This is a genomic window from Cohnella fermenti, from assembly GCF_004801405.1.
Taxonomy (GTDB): Bacteria; Bacillota; Bacilli; order Paenibacillales; family Paenibacillaceae; genus Cohnella; species Cohnella fermenti.
The window spans coordinates 140,441-156,380 of record NZ_SSOB01000008.1 but is presented as its reverse complement, the minus strand read 5'-3'; the positions used below and the strand labels follow the sequence as shown (position 1 = coordinate 156,380).

Below are 15,940 nucleotides of genomic sequence, written 5' to 3'. Positions count from 1 at the left end.
CCGTTGTGCCGATTTCCCGCACATCTCCCTCTCCAACCGCCTCTTCAAAGCTCCGTTGTGCCGATTTCCCGCACATCTCCTGCTCCAACCGCCTCTTCGGGGCTCCGTTGTACGGGTTTCCCGCATATCTCCTGCTCCAACCGCCTCTTCGGAGCGTCGTTGTACGGGTTTCCCGCACATCTCCTGCTCCAACCGCCTCTTCGAAGCTCTGTTGTGCCGATTTCCCGCATATCTCCCTCTCCAACCGCCTCTTCGGAGCGTCGTTGTGCCGATTTCCCGCATATCTCCTACTCCAACCGCCTCTTCGGAACGTCGTTGTACGGGTTTCCCGCACATCTCCCTCTCCAACCGCCTCTTCGAAGCTCCGTTGTACGGGTTTCCCGCACATCTCCTGCTCCAACCGCCTCTTCGGAGCTCCGTTGTGCCGATTTCCCGCGCATCTCCCTCTCCTCTTTCGTCACGAAATACAGTTCGCTCTTTCTGGCCAGCGGGTCAAAAGCTTCCGGTTCGCAATTTTATGCGGCTTCAGCTTGCCGGGTTAAATCGTTCAATATGGTTAGTTTTGGATGAGGAACAATCGGCGGGTTAGCGAGGCTGCGGTGAAACGAGTTACGGAATCGCTCGGAAGAACGCGAAAAGGCGGTACAGGGACAAATATCCCTCGTACCGCCATTTTCTTCGGCTGTTGGTTAGTTAATAAATCCAATGGCTTGCAGCATTCTGCGAAGCATAGCGACCGCTTCCGCACGAGTGGCCTGGGACGCCGGAGCGAACGTGCCGTCCTCTCTTCCACCGATAATGCCGGCACGCGCCGCAGCTTCTACCCCTTCCTTCGCCCAAGCGGAGATCTCTTCCGCATCCGCGAATAAGTCGTTCCAGGCTTCGGACCGGATCGTCTCCGGACGATTGCCGGAAGCCTTTATCGCCCCCGCGATCATGACGGCCATCTGCTCCCGGGTAATCCGCTCGTTCGGCCGGAAGGTCCCGTCCGCGAAGCCTCGGATTAGACCGGCTTGAAGCGCCGCCTGCACGTCCGCCGCGAACCAATCGTTAGCCTGAACATCGTCGAACGGGTTATCCGTCGCTTCCGCCTGCAATCCGAGCGCCCGAACGAGCAAGGCGGCGAATTCGGCTCGGGTAATGGTTGCGTTCGGCGCGAACGACTCGTTCGATATGCCGTTTACGATAAGCTTGGAGGCCAGAGACTCGATGTCCTTGCGCGCCCAATGGCCATTCGTATCCGCGAATATTTTGCTCGATTGAATAATGGCATAAATACTGTTGTGAGGCGAATGGATCGTTGCCGTCACCTCGTTGCCGTCCCGTTCGAAGGTTGCCGGAATAAAGTGCAGTTGTCCGTTCGCGTCCATCCACACCGCTGTCGCCCGATCTGCGTCTACAGCTCCATCCAGCAGGATTGTCCGGTCTACGTAAGTTCCGTTAAAGTCGGTCAGTTCCTGCCCGTTCACGCTCAGGGAGAAAGCAATCGGCTCGGACAGCACCTGCGCGCCTTGACGAGTCGCCGATTGCCCGAATAGCTTCAAGTCCGCCTCGGAGAGCTTTGAGATCGTCAGCGTGAGCAGGGCATCCTTAGGCAGACCGGCCAGCACCCGAATCGGCAGGCTGTAGGACGCCCCCGCTGCCTTAATGCGGACGACCGCCCGCTGCGCATCGACAGCGTCGCTGAGCAGAGCCGACATCGGCAATACCACCTCAACTACGGGAGCCTCGTTATGAACGTCCAAGACAACTCCGTCGTCGGAAGCCGAGGATAGCACCTTGCTTAATTGTGCGCCGTCCACGACAACCCTCATGACTTTCTGCCCCTTGTCGTTCGTAATCTCGGTCACTTCCGCTTGAGCGGACTCTCCGTTTAGAAGAACCGCTGTTTGTTCTTCGGGTTCATCCGTCCCTGTCGACGGAACCGACGGTCCGGACGGGCTGGATGGCCCTGAAGGCGTAGTCGCATTCTCGCGCGTCACGATGATCGTGTACACCTTCGTCGTTATGCCATCCGTCGCCGTCACCGTGATTGTGACGGTGTTCGCACCGACTTGCAGGTCGTCGCCGCCTGTCACCTCTACGCTCGCTTCGCTATCCGCCGCCGTATAAGCAATGGCGACGGCCGTCGTGGCGTTCGGCACTGTTACCCCGTACGGGCCGGTGTTGCCGGAGGCGAAGCCGGACACCGTCGTGCCGTTCACTTGAAGATCAGCCAGTTCCGCCGATGGTGTCGGCGTCTCTGCTTCGTCCTCACGTGTCACGATGATCGTGTACACCTTCGTCATTATGCCATCCGCCGCCGTCACCGTGATTGTGACGGTGTTCGCACCGACTCGCAGGTCGTCGCCTCCCGCCACCTCTACGCTCGCTTCGCTGTCCGCCGCCGTATAGGCAATGGCGACCGCCGTCGTGGCGTTCGGCACTGTTATCGTGTACGGGCCGGTGTTGCCGGAGGAGAAGCCGGACAACGTCGCGCCGTTCACTTGAAGGTCAGCCAATTCCGCCGATGGTGTCGGCGTCTCTGCTTCGTCCTCGCGCGTCACCATGATCGTGTACACCTTCGTCGTTATGCCATCCGCCGCCGTCACCGTTACTGTGACGGTGTTCGCACCAACTTGCAGGTCGTCGCCGCCTGTCACCTCTACGCTCGCTTCGCTGTCCGCCGCCGTGTAAGCAATGGCGACCGCCGTCGTGGCGTTCGGCACTGTTACCCCGTACGGGCCGGTGTTGCCGGAAGCGAAGCCGGACAACGTCGTACCGTTCACCCGCAAGTCCGCCAGAGTCGCATCGCCCGACTGCACGTGTACGGTAATTTCGTATACCTTAACCGTGCCGTCCTCTGCCGTGACCGTCACTGTGACAGTGTTGGCTCCCACCGTCAGGCCCGTATCTCCCACAACGACAACGCTCGCGCTCGCATCCAACTTCGTGTACGTCACGTTAACCGACGTCGCACCCGCTATCGTCACTTCGTACGGGCCGACATCATCCGAATCGAACCCTTCCACCGTCGTACCGTTCACCTGAAGATCTGTCAGAGACCCATCGCCCGACTGTCTGTATACCGTGATCTCGTACGTCATCTTCATCGTCCCGTCTTCCGCCGTTACCTCGACGGTGACATCGTTCGCGCCCAGCATCAGGTCCGTACCGCCCGTTACGATCGCGCTCGCCGCGCTGTCCGACAGCGTATAGGTCACGCCCACGGCCGTCGTCGTGCTCGGCACGTTCGCCGCATACGGCCCGACGTTGCCGGACGCGAACCCGGCGACGGTCGTCCCGTCGATCTGCAGATCCGTCAGTTCGGCGCTAATCGAAATTCGGTGGACGATGATCTCGTAGGATTTGGTCGACCCGTTAGGAGCCGTCACCGTCGCGGTTACGGCATTGTCGCCGACGGCCAGGTCCGAACCGCCGGTCAGCGCAACGGTCGCCTCTTCGTTCGATGTCTCGTACGTCACGCTCACCGATGTCGTCGCGTTCGGTACGTTCACGGCATACGGCCCTGCGTCGTCCGACGAGAATCCGTCAACACTCGTCCCATCGATCTGCAAGTCCGTCAAGTCAGCATCATTCGATGGAAAATCCGACAACAGAACGGGAGTCGCGCGGAACGAGATCGATCCTTCGCCAAGCTGACCGTACAAGGTGCTGCCCCAAGTCCATACCGTACCGTCGCTTCGCAGCGCCAAGCTGTGGATAGATCCGGCCGCCGCCTCTGTTACGCCGCTAAGCCCCTCCACTTGCACCGGAGTTGAGCGGTTCGTCGTCGTCCCGTCGCCCAATTGCCCTTTGGAGTTCGATCCCCATGCCCATACGGAGCCGTCCTCCGCCACCGCCAAGCTATGGGCCGTTCCTCCGGCGATGGCGACGATGCGAATGCCGGCCAATGCCGTCACTTGCGTGGGCGAGTTCACCGTCGCATCCGCCGATCCGACGCCAATCTGTCCGCTGTTGTTCCAGCCCCACGCCCATACTGTTCCGTCGTTCCTCAGCGCAAGATTGAAGTATTCGCCTGCCGAGATCGCTTCGACATCAGCCAAGCCGGGCACCTGCACGGGGACAGAGCCGTTCCCCCCTGCCGTGCCGTTGCCGAGTTGCCCGTATTGATTGAATCCCCAAGCCCATACCGTCCCGTCGCTCTTCAGCGCCACGCTGTGCGCATAACCGGACGAGATCGCCTCGACATCCGTAAGGCCCGACACCTGCACAGGGGACAACCGCGTCGTCTGCGTTCCGTCGCCCAACTGGTTGTATCCATTGATTCCCCATGCCCACACCGTTCCGTCATCCTTGAGAGCCACGCTATAATTGCTCCCCGCCTCGGCCTCCCGAATGCCGCTTAAGCCGGCTACCTGGGCGGGACTCTCCCGGTTCGTCGTTGTGCCGTCACCCAATTGCCCGGACACATTCGCCCCCCATGACCAGAGCGTGCCATCGCTTCGGACGGCCAAGACGTGGTAGCCCGATGAAGACGCTTCGATCGCATCCGTTATGGATGTCCGATGCGGGATCGGATTGCTGGTCGTTGTTCCATCATTCACAATGCCGTATGAATTGTCGCCCCATGCCCAGAGCGAGCCGTCGCTTGAGATGGCAAGGCTGTGCCATCCGCCGCCCGCCACCGAGACGGCATCCTCGATGGAAGCCTGCACGGGAGCGAGCTGCATCAGAGGCGTGCCAAGGCCCAATTGCCCCTTGGACTCGTCGCCCCACACCGCGACTGTGCCGTCCTTGCGCAACGCCAGACTGTGCGTCTCTCCCGCCGCGATCGCCGTCACTTCGCCGAGACCCGATACTTGCACCGGCGTGTAGCTGCTGCTCACCGTGCCGTCTCCCAACTGGCCGTACAGGTTGCTTCCCCACGCCCACACCGTGCCGTCGCTCTTCAAGGCAAGGCTGTGCGACGTCCATCCCGACACCGCCGCAACATCGGCAATTCCGACCGACACCGGCACGTATTGATTCGTATACCCTCCGTCGCCGAGCTGTCCGCTGCCGTTGTACCCCCATGTCTTCACCGTGCCGTCGTTCATAACCGCCAAGCTGTGGTTGGCTCCGGCTGCGATCGCCTTGGCTCCGCTCACGCCCAACTGGATCGGAACCGGCGCGGTCGTCAGCGTGTTGCTGGCCAATTGCTTGACGCCGTTGTAGCCCCACCCCCATACATTCCCGGCACTGTCCAACATCAGGTTAAACGTTCCGCCGGCAGAGATCGAAGCGATCGTCACACCGCTCAGACCGGTCACTTGCACGGGAGTGAGCCGATTGGTCGTCGAATTATCCCCGATCTGACCGCGATTGTTGTACCCCCACGCCCACAGCGTGCCGTCGCTCTTCAAGGCAAGGCCGTGATTGTAGCCCGACGAGATCGCCGTGACGTCGCCCAGATTCGGCACGACGGCCGGGGTCGTACGGATTGTTGTCGAACCGTCCCCCATCTGCCCATACGTATTGTCGCCCCACGCCCATACGCGGCCCTCGCTGTCCAGCGCGAGGCTGTGCGACGTTCCGGCGGCGATGGCCGTCACGGCAACACCATCAAGCCCTGATACCTGTACAGGCGAAGTCCGGCTTATCGTTGTCCCATCGCCCAACTGCCCTTTGCTGTTGTCCCCCCACGCCAACACCGTACCGTCGCTTCTAAGCACCAGATTGTGATTGTTGCCTGCCGCAATAGCGGTTGCATAAATCCCGTCGCTTGCCAGCGCATGAGCCTGCCCCGGCGGCAGCAGATTTACCGTCCCCGCGACCACAGCCAGCACAACGTATATTCTCCACATGATTTTTGCCCAGTGCATCGTGAATCTCTCTCCCTGCCGAATGATGTCGATTACTATCACACAGGCTATCATCATGCGGTAAAATGGCGGTAAACGCCGTTGCAAAAAAAGAAGCCGAAGCCGGGACAACCCGATTGAACAACTCCGCCCAATTCCAGTAGAATAAATTATTAGCCCTTGAGAGCAGGTGACGGAAGTGAACTCCGAGTTCCGCGTCGATCCCGACATGATTATCCAGATCTACAACCAGATCTTCAAACACTTCTCCCATCAACGGATTCGCAGATTGTCGGAGCATCTTCGGGAGCACGACCTCTCCCTGAACCAATTCTCGGTTCTGAATCTTATCTATCGCCAGCACGACTGCTCGTCGATGCTGCTCGCGAACCGGCTGCACCTCAAAGCCGCCTCCATGACCTACATTGTCGATTCCCTGGTGAAGCGAGGCCTCGCCAATCGGATCGAGAATCCCGAGGATCGGCGCAGCCACTTCATTGCCTTGACCGAAGAAGGAGAGCAACTCGTCATTGGCATCGAAGAAGACGACGAGCTGTCGCGGCATATCGCCAGCCTCGACCCGGACAAGCAGGAGATGCTTTATTTGTCCCTCCGCGTCTTGAGGAACGTCATCTTCCAGCAAGCGGAGCCATGTCCGAAGCCGGATGAAGAGGAGAACTGATCGCCGCACTGGAACCGGGAGAGCTTCTTTGTCTTCCGGTTTTTTTCGCGTTGCTTTTTGTCATTGTTGTGAAGGTGGGACAGGCAGGCGGGATATTCCTGAAATAATTGCCTTCTTCTCGTTGACGATGAGAATTATTATCAATTACAATAGAAGTATATTCACGCATATCTACCCGCCTGGAGACGGGCGAGTTCCCTTATAGGAAGAAGGACCGACACGTGACCGAACAACTGGAGCTTTATGATGTGACGATCGTTGGCGGAGGCCCCGCCGGTATGTATACCGCCTTCTACAGCGGCATGAGAGACTTGAAGACGAAGCTGATTGACGCGAATGAGCAGCTTGGCGGACGTATCCTAATCTACCCGGAGAAAATGATCTGGGATGTCGGAGGCCTGACCCCGACGCTCGGCAGCCGCTTGATCGAGCAGTTGAAGCAGCAGGCGATGACATTCGACCCGACTGTCGTGCTTGGGCAGCAGGTCGTCAATCTGGAGCGTCAAGCGGACGGAACGATTCTGCTCACTTCCGCGAACGGAGAACGGCATTGGACGAAGACCGTCGTTCTCGCGATCGGGTACGGCGTACTGGAGCACGCGAAGCTGGAGATCGAAGGCTCCGATCGGTTCGAGGTGACGAATCTGCACTATACCGTTCAGGAGCTGGAAGTGTTCCGCGACAAGCGTGTGCTCATCTCCGGCGGCGGGGATGCGGCTGTCGACTGGGCGAACGCGCTCGAGCCTATTGCGAAGAGCCTGACGGTCGTGCATCGCCGCGACAAGTTCGGCGGCCACGAGCGCAACGTCGTCAAGATGAAGCAATCCTCGGCGCGGGTCCTGACCCCTTATGCGATCCAGTCCCTGCACAGCAGCAGCGGCGCCGACATCGACCAGGTGACGATCAGCCACGTCGAGAGCGGCGAGTCCGAGCGCCTCGACATCGATGCCGTCGTCGTCAGCCACGGGCTGCGCTACAACTTCGGTCCGGTGAAGGAATGGGGACTCGACATGACGGATTGGAACGTCAAGGTCGGTTCCGATCTGCAGACGAACCTGCCCGGCGTGTTCGCGGCCGGCGACTTCGTTGACCATGGAGGCAAGGTGCGGCTCATCGCGGGCACATTCACCGACGCCGTGCTCGCCCTCAACGGCGCCAAGCTGTTCATCGAGCCCGAAGCCGAGAAGGTCGCCTACGTCTCCTCGCACAACTCCAAGTTCAAAGAACGCAACCGCGCACTCGGCGTGAAGGACGACGACGAGCATTGAGCGATCGAATATGCGCATGGCAGCCGAGAAAGCCCCCACGAATCCGATTAGCGGACTCATGGGGGCTTTTTATTGCTTTTTATGCGGTTTGTCGCATTCGTGACGCCCGCTTCCGTTACAGTCGGAAGCTCCCGACCGCTGCGCGGAGCTGGCCGGCCAGCAGCCGGAGCTGCTCGGAGGCGCCGGCCACCTCTTCGACCGAGGCCAGTTGCTCCTCGGAGGAGGCGGCTACGTCCTGGGAGTGCGCCGCCGACAGCTTCGCCATTCGCTCGAGCTCCTCGAGCGAAGCGGCGATCTGCTCGCTGCCTGCGGACATCTCTTCGGACGCGGCGGACACTTCCTGCACCTGGCTCGATACCTGCCGGATGGAGCGAAGAATGGAGCGGAACGACTCCCCGCTCGCGTTCGCCAGCTTCGTGCCCTCGCGAGCCTCGCCCGCCGACACCTCAAGCGAAGCGTACACCTCGCCAGCCTTTGTCCCGATCACATGCAGAATCGTGGAGATCTCCTCCGACGACTCCCGCGAGCGCTCGGCCAGCTTGCGAATCTCCTGCGCGACGACCGCGAAGCCCTTGCCGTGCTCTCCCGCCCGCGCCGCTTCGATGGATGCGTTAAGCGCGAGCAGATTCGTCTGGTTCGCTACGTCGGAGATATGCGCCAGGATGTCGCCGATCCTCTCATTCGATTGGTTTAGCTCCTTCATCGCATCCGATGCGGCAATAACATGCTGCTCGATCGTGCCCATCTGCTCCACCGTGCGGGAGATGACAACATCGCCGTCGGAGGCCATCCCCGCGGTGTCGGCCGCCAGCTCCGCGACAACCTGCGAGGATTCGGAGATGCGCTGGATGCCGATCGTCATCTCCGTCATGGCGGTCTGGCTCTCCGCCGAGCTGACGAGCTGCGTCTCCATGCCGGCGGCTACGTCCTGGATTGAATGCGCGATGTCGTTCGCCGCGGCGGCCGTCTGCCCCGCCGTCTCCTTCAGGTGCAAGGAAGACTCCGTCACCTCGTTCGACGTTCGGTCGATATGGGCGGCCAGTTCCCTCAGACTCGCGATCATCTCGTTAAACGAGCCCGCCGCCTGACCGATCTCGTTGCGGCTCGTTACCGGCACCTTCACCGTCAGATCGCCGGTCGACGCCTGCTTGGCCATGACGGCCAGAATGCCGAGCGGCTTCACCGCAATTCGAACCAGCACGACCATGATCGCGATGCCGATGGCGGTGACGAGAAGACCGACCAGAATGGCATTCCAGAGCAATCCGTTCATACGACTCTGAACATTCCCGTAGTTGTAGTCGACGCCGAATACCGCCACCGCGCTCCCATCCTCGGCGACGATCGGCTTCAGGTAGGACATCCAGGAGCCGAAGTCGTCTCTATATCCGGCAGACAGCCCCGTCTTGCCAATCAGCGCTCCCTTGAAGACGGAGACCAGGGCGTTGTGGGCCACGAACTCCTGCCCGGCTCCGGCATCCGCCGCGGTAAGGCTCTCATTCGATTGGATCATGCGGAGATACGTCTTCCCGTCCCGCTCCGAGATATCGGGGAGGACCAAGTAGGCGTTGGCGATCAATGTATCGTCAACCATCGCATCGAGTTGTTCCTTCAGGTCGCCCAGCTCTGCGGTCGACGTCATCTTGCCTTCGCGGAAGCCGTTCGCAGCCTCCGCGATGCGCTCCCCGCGCGTCTGCATCTGGTCTCCCAGCTTGTCCCCGACTTGCTTGAACTCCCGCAGCACCGCACTCTTCTCCGACTTGTACATCAGGGTGGACATCGTGCCCATCAAGATGAGCAACACCAACGACAGAATAACCGAACTCACCACGGCCAAACTCTTGCGACGAGTAATCCAACCGAACATGGGCACACCCCTTAATCATATGTATTGCCTTCATCTTAGCGACAACCTGTTAACCCCATACTCGCAAAATTGTTAGAAAAGAGTTAGATTCGAGCAAGGAGTCCCTGCGACGGGAAAAGCCCGCGAGGCGACAAGCGCCAACGCGGGCTATGCAAGGCAAATATGCCTTAAATCATCGTGCTTCCGTCGTAGGAGGCGATAACCCGATACAAGTCGGGACGCCGATCGCGGAAGATCCCCCATTCGATGCGCTGAACCTCCAATTGATCGAGGTCGAACTCGGCCACAAGCGTCGTCTCTTCCGCTCTTCCCGCTTCCTTCACGATATTGCCCTGCGGACCGGCAATAAAGGAGGAGCCGTAGAAGGTGATCGAGGAATCTTCGTCCGATTCCACGCCCACGCGGTTCGAGGCGATAACCGGCATCAGGTTCATCGCGGCATGGCCGCGCATGCACATCTGCCAATGATCCTTCGAGTCGATCGAGCCGTCCTGCGGCTCCGAGCCGATCGCTGTCGGGTAGAACAACAGCTCTGCGCCCATCAGCGCCATGCAGCGAGCCGCTTCCGGGTACCACTGGTCCCAGCAGACGCCGACGCCGATCTTGGCATAGCGGGTGTTCCACACCTTGAAGCCGGTGTCTCCCGGATTGAAGTAGAACTTCTCTTCGTACCCCGGTCCGTCCGGAATGTGGCTCTTGCGATAGAGTCCCATCACCGACCCGTCCGCATCGATGACCGCGAGGGAGTTGTAGCGGGCGTAGTTTTTTTTCTCATAGAAGCTGATCGGCAGTACGACCTGCAGCTCCTTGGCCACCTGCTTGAAGTGGGCCACCGCCTTGTTGCTCTCCAGCTCCGTCGCGTACACGTAGTAGTCCGACTTCTCCTTCTGGCAGAAGTAAGGCGTCTCGAACAGCTCCTGGATCAGAATGATCTGCGCGCCCTGAGCGGCGGCCTCGCGAACGAGCTTGTCCGCTCTCGCGATGTTCTCCTCGATATTCGCGGAGCACGCCATCTGCGTGGCGGCTACGGTTACCTTCCTCATCTTGCTCCTCCTCTCGGCATCTGCTGCGTCGTGCAATGCACGTTGCCGCCTTCCTTGATGATCGCCATGCCGTCCACCGTGCGAATCCGGCGCTGCGGGAATGTCTCTTGCAGAATGCGTTCCGCTTCGCGGTCGGCCTCCGCGGCCGGCCCGCCGAACACCGGGAGCACGATGCCCCCGTTCACGAAGTAGAAGTTCAGGTAGCTCAAGGTGAGACGGCTGTCTTCGAAAATCGCCTTCGGCGGCTGCGGGATCTTGACGATCTCCAGCCTGCGCCCCTTCGCATCCGTCTCCGCTTCTAGAATGCGCAGGTTCTCCTGCGTGATCGCGTAGTTCTCGTCGGCCGGATCGTCGCATACCTGCAGGACGACCTTCCCCGGGGCAGCGAAGCAGGCGATGTTGTCGACATGGCCGTCCGTCTCGTCGCCGTCGAGCCCGCGCTTCAGCCAGATGACCTTCGACACGTTCAGGAACCTTCTCAACTCTTCCTCAATCTGCTCCCGACTCAGCTCCGGGTTCCGGTTCGGATTCAGCAGGCACTCCTCGGTCGTGACGACCGTTCCTTCTCCGTCGACATGCAGCGAGCCGCCTTCCATCACGAGCGGCGCGTCGAAGCGGCGGGCTTGCGTCCGCTCCAGAATCTGCGGCGCGACCGCATCGTCCAGGTCCCACGGAGCGTACTTGCCGCCCCAAGCGTTAAACGTCCAGTTCACGCCCGCCAGTTCGCCGCCTTCGCCGATGAGGAAGGTCGGCCCGTTGTCGCGCAGCCAGGCATCGCTATGAGGGATACGCACAAGATCGATATTCGGCGCGTTCAGATGCTCCTTCGCCAGCTCCTCGTCGGACTCGTTGACAAGCACTGACACCGGCTCGAACTCGGCGATCGCCTTGACGATTCCGGCGTAACCGGCGCATACCGATTCATGGTCGTCCGGGTACACCATCGAGTCCTTGACCGGCCAGGACATGAAGGTGCGCTCGTGCTCCACCCATTCGGGCGGCATCCTGTAATTCAGCTCTAGTGGGTTCACGCGATTCAGCTCTCTTTGTCGTATTTTCTCAGATCATCATAAACGATATGACTATCGATCACAATGACCGAATGTTGACTGGGCAGGGAAGGAGTTAACGTCGGCCCGTCGATGCCGGAAGCCCTGGACGTCGGCCGGTATGCTATACTCGGATTATCCTCGACTGAACGGAGAACAACCATGACGAGTTCAAATTCCCAGGCTTCCTATGCGGACAATCTCTCCCCCATTCCCCTCGCCCAATTGCGGGCCGACTGCGACAATTGCTTCGGCTTGTGCTGCGCAGCGCTGCCGTTCGCGGCTTCGAGCGACTTCGCCGCGGACAAGGCCGCCGGCCAGCCCTGCCCGCAGTTGCGGGACGACTATCGCTGCGGCATACACGGCGAGCTTCGCGATCAAGGCTATCGCGGCTGCACGGTATATGACTGCTTCGGCGCGGGCCAGAAGCTGTCGCGGCTGACCTTCCGGGGTCGGGGCTGGCGGGAGGAACCGGAAGCCGCTCCCCGAATGTTCGAAGCGTTCCCGATCGCGTGGCAGCTTCAGGAGCTGCTGTGGTACTTGAGCGAAGCGAGCTCCCTGGAGGCCGTTGTCGACCGACCGATCCGGGAGAAGCTCTTGCAAGCGCTGCGGGAGATCGAGGAATTGACCCTGCAGGAGCCGGACAGCCTGCTTCGAGTGTCCGTCTCCGCATGCCGCGCGGAGGTGAATCCGCTACTGCTCGAGGCGAGCGAGCTGGCGCGGGCGAGTGCCCGGGCCGCGTTCAAGGGGCCGCTGCGGACACCGAAGAAGGCCGGCCGGGGAGCCGACCTCGTTGGCGCGAAGCTGCGGCAGGCCGATCTGCGCTGCGCGAACCTGCGGGGCGCATGGCTCATCGCCGCCGACCTGCGCGAGGCCGATCTGCGGCAGGCCGACCTCATCGGCGCCGACCTGCGGGACGCGGACCTTCGCGGCGCCGATCTGACGGGAGCCCTCTTCGTCTCGCAGTCCCAGTTGAATTCGGCCAAGGGGGACAGAAGCACCCGCATTCCGGCACGGCTGGCGCGGCCCTTCCATTGGGAGGAGTAGCGTCTTCGGCCGGGCGGCAGTCCGGGCGGAGCGTCCTCATGGCAGGGGCTGGACTCGGTTGCGGCAGGTGCCCTCTCCCATGAGACTATTCGCGCCACTGGTTCGACGCCTTTTGCCCTCTGGTTCGAGGAATCTTGCGATTTTATGTGATTTTTCACATTCGTCGGCTTGGTTAGGGAGGGAATTGAGGTGTTTTATGTGATTTTTCGCATACATCCAGCACTTCGGGCCGGAAATTCCTCCATGAATGTGGTTTTTCACATATAATCGTCCAAATTGTCCGTTTCGGGCTGCGCCAATGTGATTTTTCACATAAAAATCAGTGACTAGCGAGTTCGGTGGGTCCGATAGGTCCACAGCAGGTTTGTTGGGTTCGGCGGGGCTCGGTGGGGGCCAGCGGGTTCGACGGAGCTGGTAAGTTGTTTGCTGGGGTTGCTGGGGTTGTTGCGGTTTGCCGGGTTTGCTGGGTTTGTCGCGGTTTGCCGGGTTTGCCAGGTTTGACGGGTTTGACGGGTTTGCCGGGTTTGCCGGGTTTGCTGGGTTTGACGGGTTTGACGGGTTTGTTGCGGTTTGCCGGGTTTGCCGGGTTTGCTGGGTTTGTCGCGGTTTGCCGGGTTTGCTGCGGTTTGCTGCGGTTGCTGAGTTTGTTAGGGTTAGCGGTGTCTGTTGTTGGGTTCAGAGGCTTCGCCAGGTTCAGCGGGGGTTGTTAGCTTCGGCGGGTGCGCCGGCTTGATCGACGGCTGCCGCCCCTCGCGTACGGGCCGGAAAGGGCCGCCACGACAGTCCAACGACCCTCGAAGCAGCCCCTTCCTTCGACCTCTTCACTTCGACCTTGGATCTTTTCGCGCACCGATCCTTGATTCCTTCGCATCGGCCTCTATTCTCTTTGCGCCGCTGCTCAATCGCTTCATTCCGACTCTTGGGTCGAGTTCGAGCGATCCGTGTTCCGCATCAGAATCAGGTTGCGGGCGTAGATGAATACCCCCGGAACTTGTCCCAGAATATAGACGGGGTCTCTCCTGTAGATCGCGTAGATCGACAGGATCGTGCTGCCGATGATGCCGAACACCCAGAACGACTTCGTGACGACGCTCATCTTCGCCTTCTCGCTTGCGATCCACTGAACGACGAAGCGTCCGGTGAACATAATTTGCCCAATCAGGCCGAAGCCGATCCAGAACCATTCCTTCGCATGGCCGCTCATCTCTTAATCGCCCCGGATCTGATAGCGAATGGTGCGCTTGCGCAGCCATCCGATCACGATCGCGTCCATAAGCCCGACGAAAGCCCGGTTCAGCACGCCGTACTTCGACTTGCCCGCCGTTCTCTCGCGATGCCCGACGGGAACCTCAATAACGCTGAAGCCGTTCATTCTCGCCAGGGTCGGCAGGAAGCGGTGGAAGCCTTCATACAGGTTGAAGCTCTGCGCGACCTCGCGCTTGAACAGCTTCATCGGGCAACCGGTATCCTGGATCTGATCCCCAGTAATCTTGTTGCGCACCCCGTTGCCTACCTTTGACGAGACTTTTTTCACCAAGGTGTCTCTGCGGTCCACCCGCGTTCCGTTCGCGAAGTCGTACTCCGCCATATAAGGAAGAAGCTTGACGATATCTTCCGGGAACGTCTGCAGGTCCCCGTCCATAAGCGCGACATAACGGCCCTCGGCCACCTTCAGCCCCGCTGCGATCGCCGCCGTCTGCCCGCAATTGCGCTCGAAGTGGAGCACGCGAAGCTTCGCATCGCTCTCCGCCAGCTTGTCGAGCTGCGCCCCGCTGCCGTCCGTGCTGCCGTCGTTGACGAGAACAATCTCGTATTCCTCGACATGCGGGTCCAGCGCCCCCGTGATCGCGAAGATCAGCCGAGTCAGATCGTCGCGCTCGTTATAGATCGGGACGACAACCGATAGTTCCTTCATGATGATCTCCCTCCATACCAACGTACGAAATTGCGTATCCCTTCCTCGAAGCTTGTCCGAGGCTCGTATCCGATCAAGCGGCGGGCCTTGCCGATATCGGCGCAGGTCATCTCCATATCGCCGGGCTGGGCGGGCAATCGCTGCAGAATCGCCTTCTTGCCGAGCGCGCTCTCGAGGCCGTCCACCATCTCCGTCAGCGACACCGTCCGGCTGTTGCCCAGATTCAGCACCTCGTACACCGATTCGTGCTTCTCGACATAGTCGAGGGCGCCGCGTATGCCGGCCACGACATCTTCGACATACGTATAGTCCCTCTTCGTCGTGCCGTCTCCGTAGAACGGGATCTCCCGATCCTGATCGATGAGGCGCGCGAACTTGTGAATCGCCAGATCCGGCCGCTGCCGCGGGCCGTACACCGTGAAGAAGCGCAGCATCATGCCGTCGATTCCGTATAAATGGTAGTATGTGTAGCCCATGAGCTCGCAACTCTTCTTCGTCGCCGCATAGAGCGAGATCGGCGTGTCGACCGGGTCGCTCTCGGAGAAGGGCACCTTCTCGTTATGGCCGTATACCGAGGACGAAGAGGCGCACAGCCACTTGCGAACGCCGGCCTTGCGCATCGTCTCCAGCAGCAGCAGCGTCCCCCTCACATTGACGTCGTCGAACAGCAGCGGCTGCTCGATGGAGGCCCGTACGCCCGGCAGAGCCGCCAGGTGGATAACCGCGTCAATGCATTCCGATTCGAAAATCCGCTCCAAAGCCTCCGAGTCCCGAAGATCGACCGTCTCCAGACGGTACCGTTCGCTCGGCAAACTGCGTTTAAGCTTGGCCAATGCCTCTTCCTTGTCGGACAAGGCCGCCAAACTGTCCGGAAGGCCGCCAGGCAGGATGTTGCGCATCTTGACCCGGTAATCGTACGAATCGGAGAAGCTGTCCAGGCAGATCACGCGATGCCCGCTTGCCAGAAGACTATCGCCGAGGTGGGAACCGATAAATCCGGCCCCGCCCGTTACCAGATAGGTCGACATGAGCTCATCCCTTCCTTCTTGCTATAAAAAAACAATGAAAAACAAGGCATTGCCGCGAGCTTGAATGCCTTGAAGATAGTCTCTCTATCTATACCTATCTTTATCTCTCTATCTTTATTCTGATCCTTCCGTCCTAGTCCACCGACAACAACCATATTAGTTCAAATCCTCTAAGTTGTAAATCAAATGTTTCAAGGCAATTTGTCGATTTTCCGGTTTTTTTGTTCAATTTATCGAAGTACCTCTGCTGGGAAAAGA

At 60.0% G+C, this 15,940-nt stretch carries 10 protein-coding genes; 3 read left to right on the top strand and 7 right to left on the bottom strand.

Annotation, left to right across the window (positions count from 1 at the left end; translation table 11 throughout):
* Nucleotides 1-689 precede the first annotated feature (689 nt).
* Nucleotides 690-5,804 (bottom strand): RCC1 domain-containing protein, encoded by a 5,115-nt coding sequence (locus E6C55_RS08335; RefSeq protein ID WP_136369320.1) that lies wholly within the window; start codon nucleotides 5,802-5,804, stop codon nucleotides 690-692.
* A 178-nt stretch (nucleotides 5,805-5,982) separates the two neighbouring features.
* On the opposite strand from E6C55_RS08335, the gene E6C55_RS08330 reads away from it, so the two are divergent.
* Both E6C55_RS08330 and E6C55_RS08325 read left to right on the top strand, forming a co-directional pair.
* Nucleotides 5,983-6,465: a MarR family winged helix-turn-helix transcriptional regulator gene (locus E6C55_RS08330; RefSeq protein WP_136369319.1), complete on the top strand. Its 483-nt coding sequence runs from the start codon at nucleotides 5,983-5,985 to the stop codon at nucleotides 6,463-6,465.
* Between the two features lie 221 nt (nucleotides 6,466-6,686).
* Nucleotides 6,687-7,733: an NAD(P)/FAD-dependent oxidoreductase gene (locus E6C55_RS08325; protein ID WP_136369318.1), complete on the top strand. Its 1,047-nt coding sequence runs from the start codon at nucleotides 6,687-6,689 to the stop codon at nucleotides 7,731-7,733.
* Between the two features lie 115 nt (nucleotides 7,734-7,848).
* On the opposite strand, the gene E6C55_RS08320 is transcribed toward E6C55_RS08325, so the two are convergent.
* From E6C55_RS08320 to E6C55_RS08310, 3 genes are all read right to left on the bottom strand, one after another.
* Nucleotides 7,849-9,600, bottom strand: coding sequence for a methyl-accepting chemotaxis protein (locus E6C55_RS08320; RefSeq protein ID WP_136369317.1), 1,752 nt, complete (start codon nucleotides 9,598-9,600; stop codon nucleotides 7,849-7,851).
* A gap of 167 nt (nucleotides 9,601-9,767) precedes the next feature.
* The gene (gene aguB / locus E6C55_RS08315; RefSeq protein WP_136369316.1) at nucleotides 9,768-10,643 is read right to left on the bottom strand and encodes an N-carbamoylputrescine amidase; all 876 of its coding nucleotides are present in this window, start codon (nucleotides 10,641-10,643) and stop codon (nucleotides 9,768-9,770) included.
* A complete protein-coding gene (locus E6C55_RS08310) occupies nucleotides 10,640-11,647 on the bottom strand; it encodes an agmatine deiminase family protein (RefSeq protein WP_407923703.1) in 1,008 nt (335 codons plus the stop codon). Before E6C55_RS08310 ends, aguB begins: the two co-directional genes overlap by 4 nt.
* Nucleotides 11,648-11,854: 207 nt before the next feature.
* On the opposite strand from E6C55_RS08310, the gene E6C55_RS08305 reads away from it, so the two are divergent.
* Nucleotides 11,855-12,739 carry a pentapeptide repeat-containing protein gene (locus E6C55_RS08305; RefSeq protein WP_136369314.1) on the top strand — a complete coding sequence of 295 codons (885 nt, stop codon included), beginning with the start codon at nucleotides 11,855-11,857 and terminating at the stop codon, nucleotides 12,737-12,739.
* Between the two features lie 907 nt (nucleotides 12,740-13,646).
* Here E6C55_RS08305 and E6C55_RS08295 read toward each other — a convergent pair.
* The 3 genes from E6C55_RS08295 to E6C55_RS08285 are packed head-to-tail and all read right to left on the bottom strand — an operon-like array spanning nucleotide 13,647 to nucleotide 15,682.
* Nucleotides 13,647-13,943: a lipid-A-disaccharide synthase N-terminal domain-containing protein gene (locus E6C55_RS08295; protein WP_136369312.1), complete on the bottom strand. Its 297-nt coding sequence runs from the start codon at nucleotides 13,941-13,943 to the stop codon at nucleotides 13,647-13,649.
* A gap of 3 nt (nucleotides 13,944-13,946) precedes the next feature.
* Nucleotides 13,947-14,654 (bottom strand): glycosyltransferase family 2 protein, encoded by a 708-nt coding sequence (locus E6C55_RS08290; protein WP_136369311.1) that lies wholly within the window; start codon nucleotides 14,652-14,654, stop codon nucleotides 13,947-13,949.
* Nucleotides 14,651-15,682, bottom strand: a complete 1,032-nt coding sequence (locus tag E6C55_RS08285; RefSeq protein WP_136369310.1) for a GDP-mannose 4,6-dehydratase — start codon at nucleotides 15,680-15,682, stop codon at nucleotides 14,651-14,653. The genes E6C55_RS08290 and E6C55_RS08285 overlap by 4 nt, the downstream gene beginning before the upstream one ends.
* Between the last annotated feature and the right edge of the window lie 258 nt (nucleotides 15,683-15,940).

What these genes read in the sequence shown, in the direction of transcription:
- E6C55_RS08295 (WP_136369312.1), bottom strand. Translation starts at nt 13,943, where the DNA reads ATGAGCGGCCATGCGAAGGAATGGTTCTGGATCGGCTTCGGCCTGATT.
- aguB (WP_136369316.1), bottom strand. Translation starts at nt 10,643, where the DNA reads ATGAGGAAGGTAACCGTAGCCGCCACGCAGATGGCGTGCTCCGCGAAT.
- E6C55_RS08290 (WP_136369311.1), bottom strand. Translation starts at nt 14,654, where the DNA reads ATGAAGGAACTATCGGTTGTCGTCCCGATCTATAACGAGCGCGACGAT.
- E6C55_RS08335 (WP_136369320.1), bottom strand. Translation starts at nt 5,804, where the DNA reads ATGCACTGGGCAAAAATCATGTGGAGAATATACGTTGTGCTGGCTGTG.
- E6C55_RS08320 (WP_136369317.1), bottom strand. Translation starts at nt 9,600, where the DNA reads ATGTTCGGTTGGATTACTCGTCGCAAGAGTTTGGCCGTGGTGAGTTCG.
- E6C55_RS08310 (WP_407923703.1), bottom strand. Translation starts at nt 11,647, where the DNA reads ATGCCGCCCGAATGGGTGGAGCACGAGCGCACCTTCATGTCCTGGCCG.
- E6C55_RS08285 (WP_136369310.1), bottom strand. Translation starts at nt 15,682, where the DNA reads ATGTCGACCTATCTGGTAACGGGCGGGGCCGGATTTATCGGTTCCCAC.
- E6C55_RS08305 (WP_136369314.1), top strand. Translation starts at nt 11,855, where the DNA reads ATGACGAGTTCAAATTCCCAGGCTTCCTATGCGGACAATCTCTCCCCC.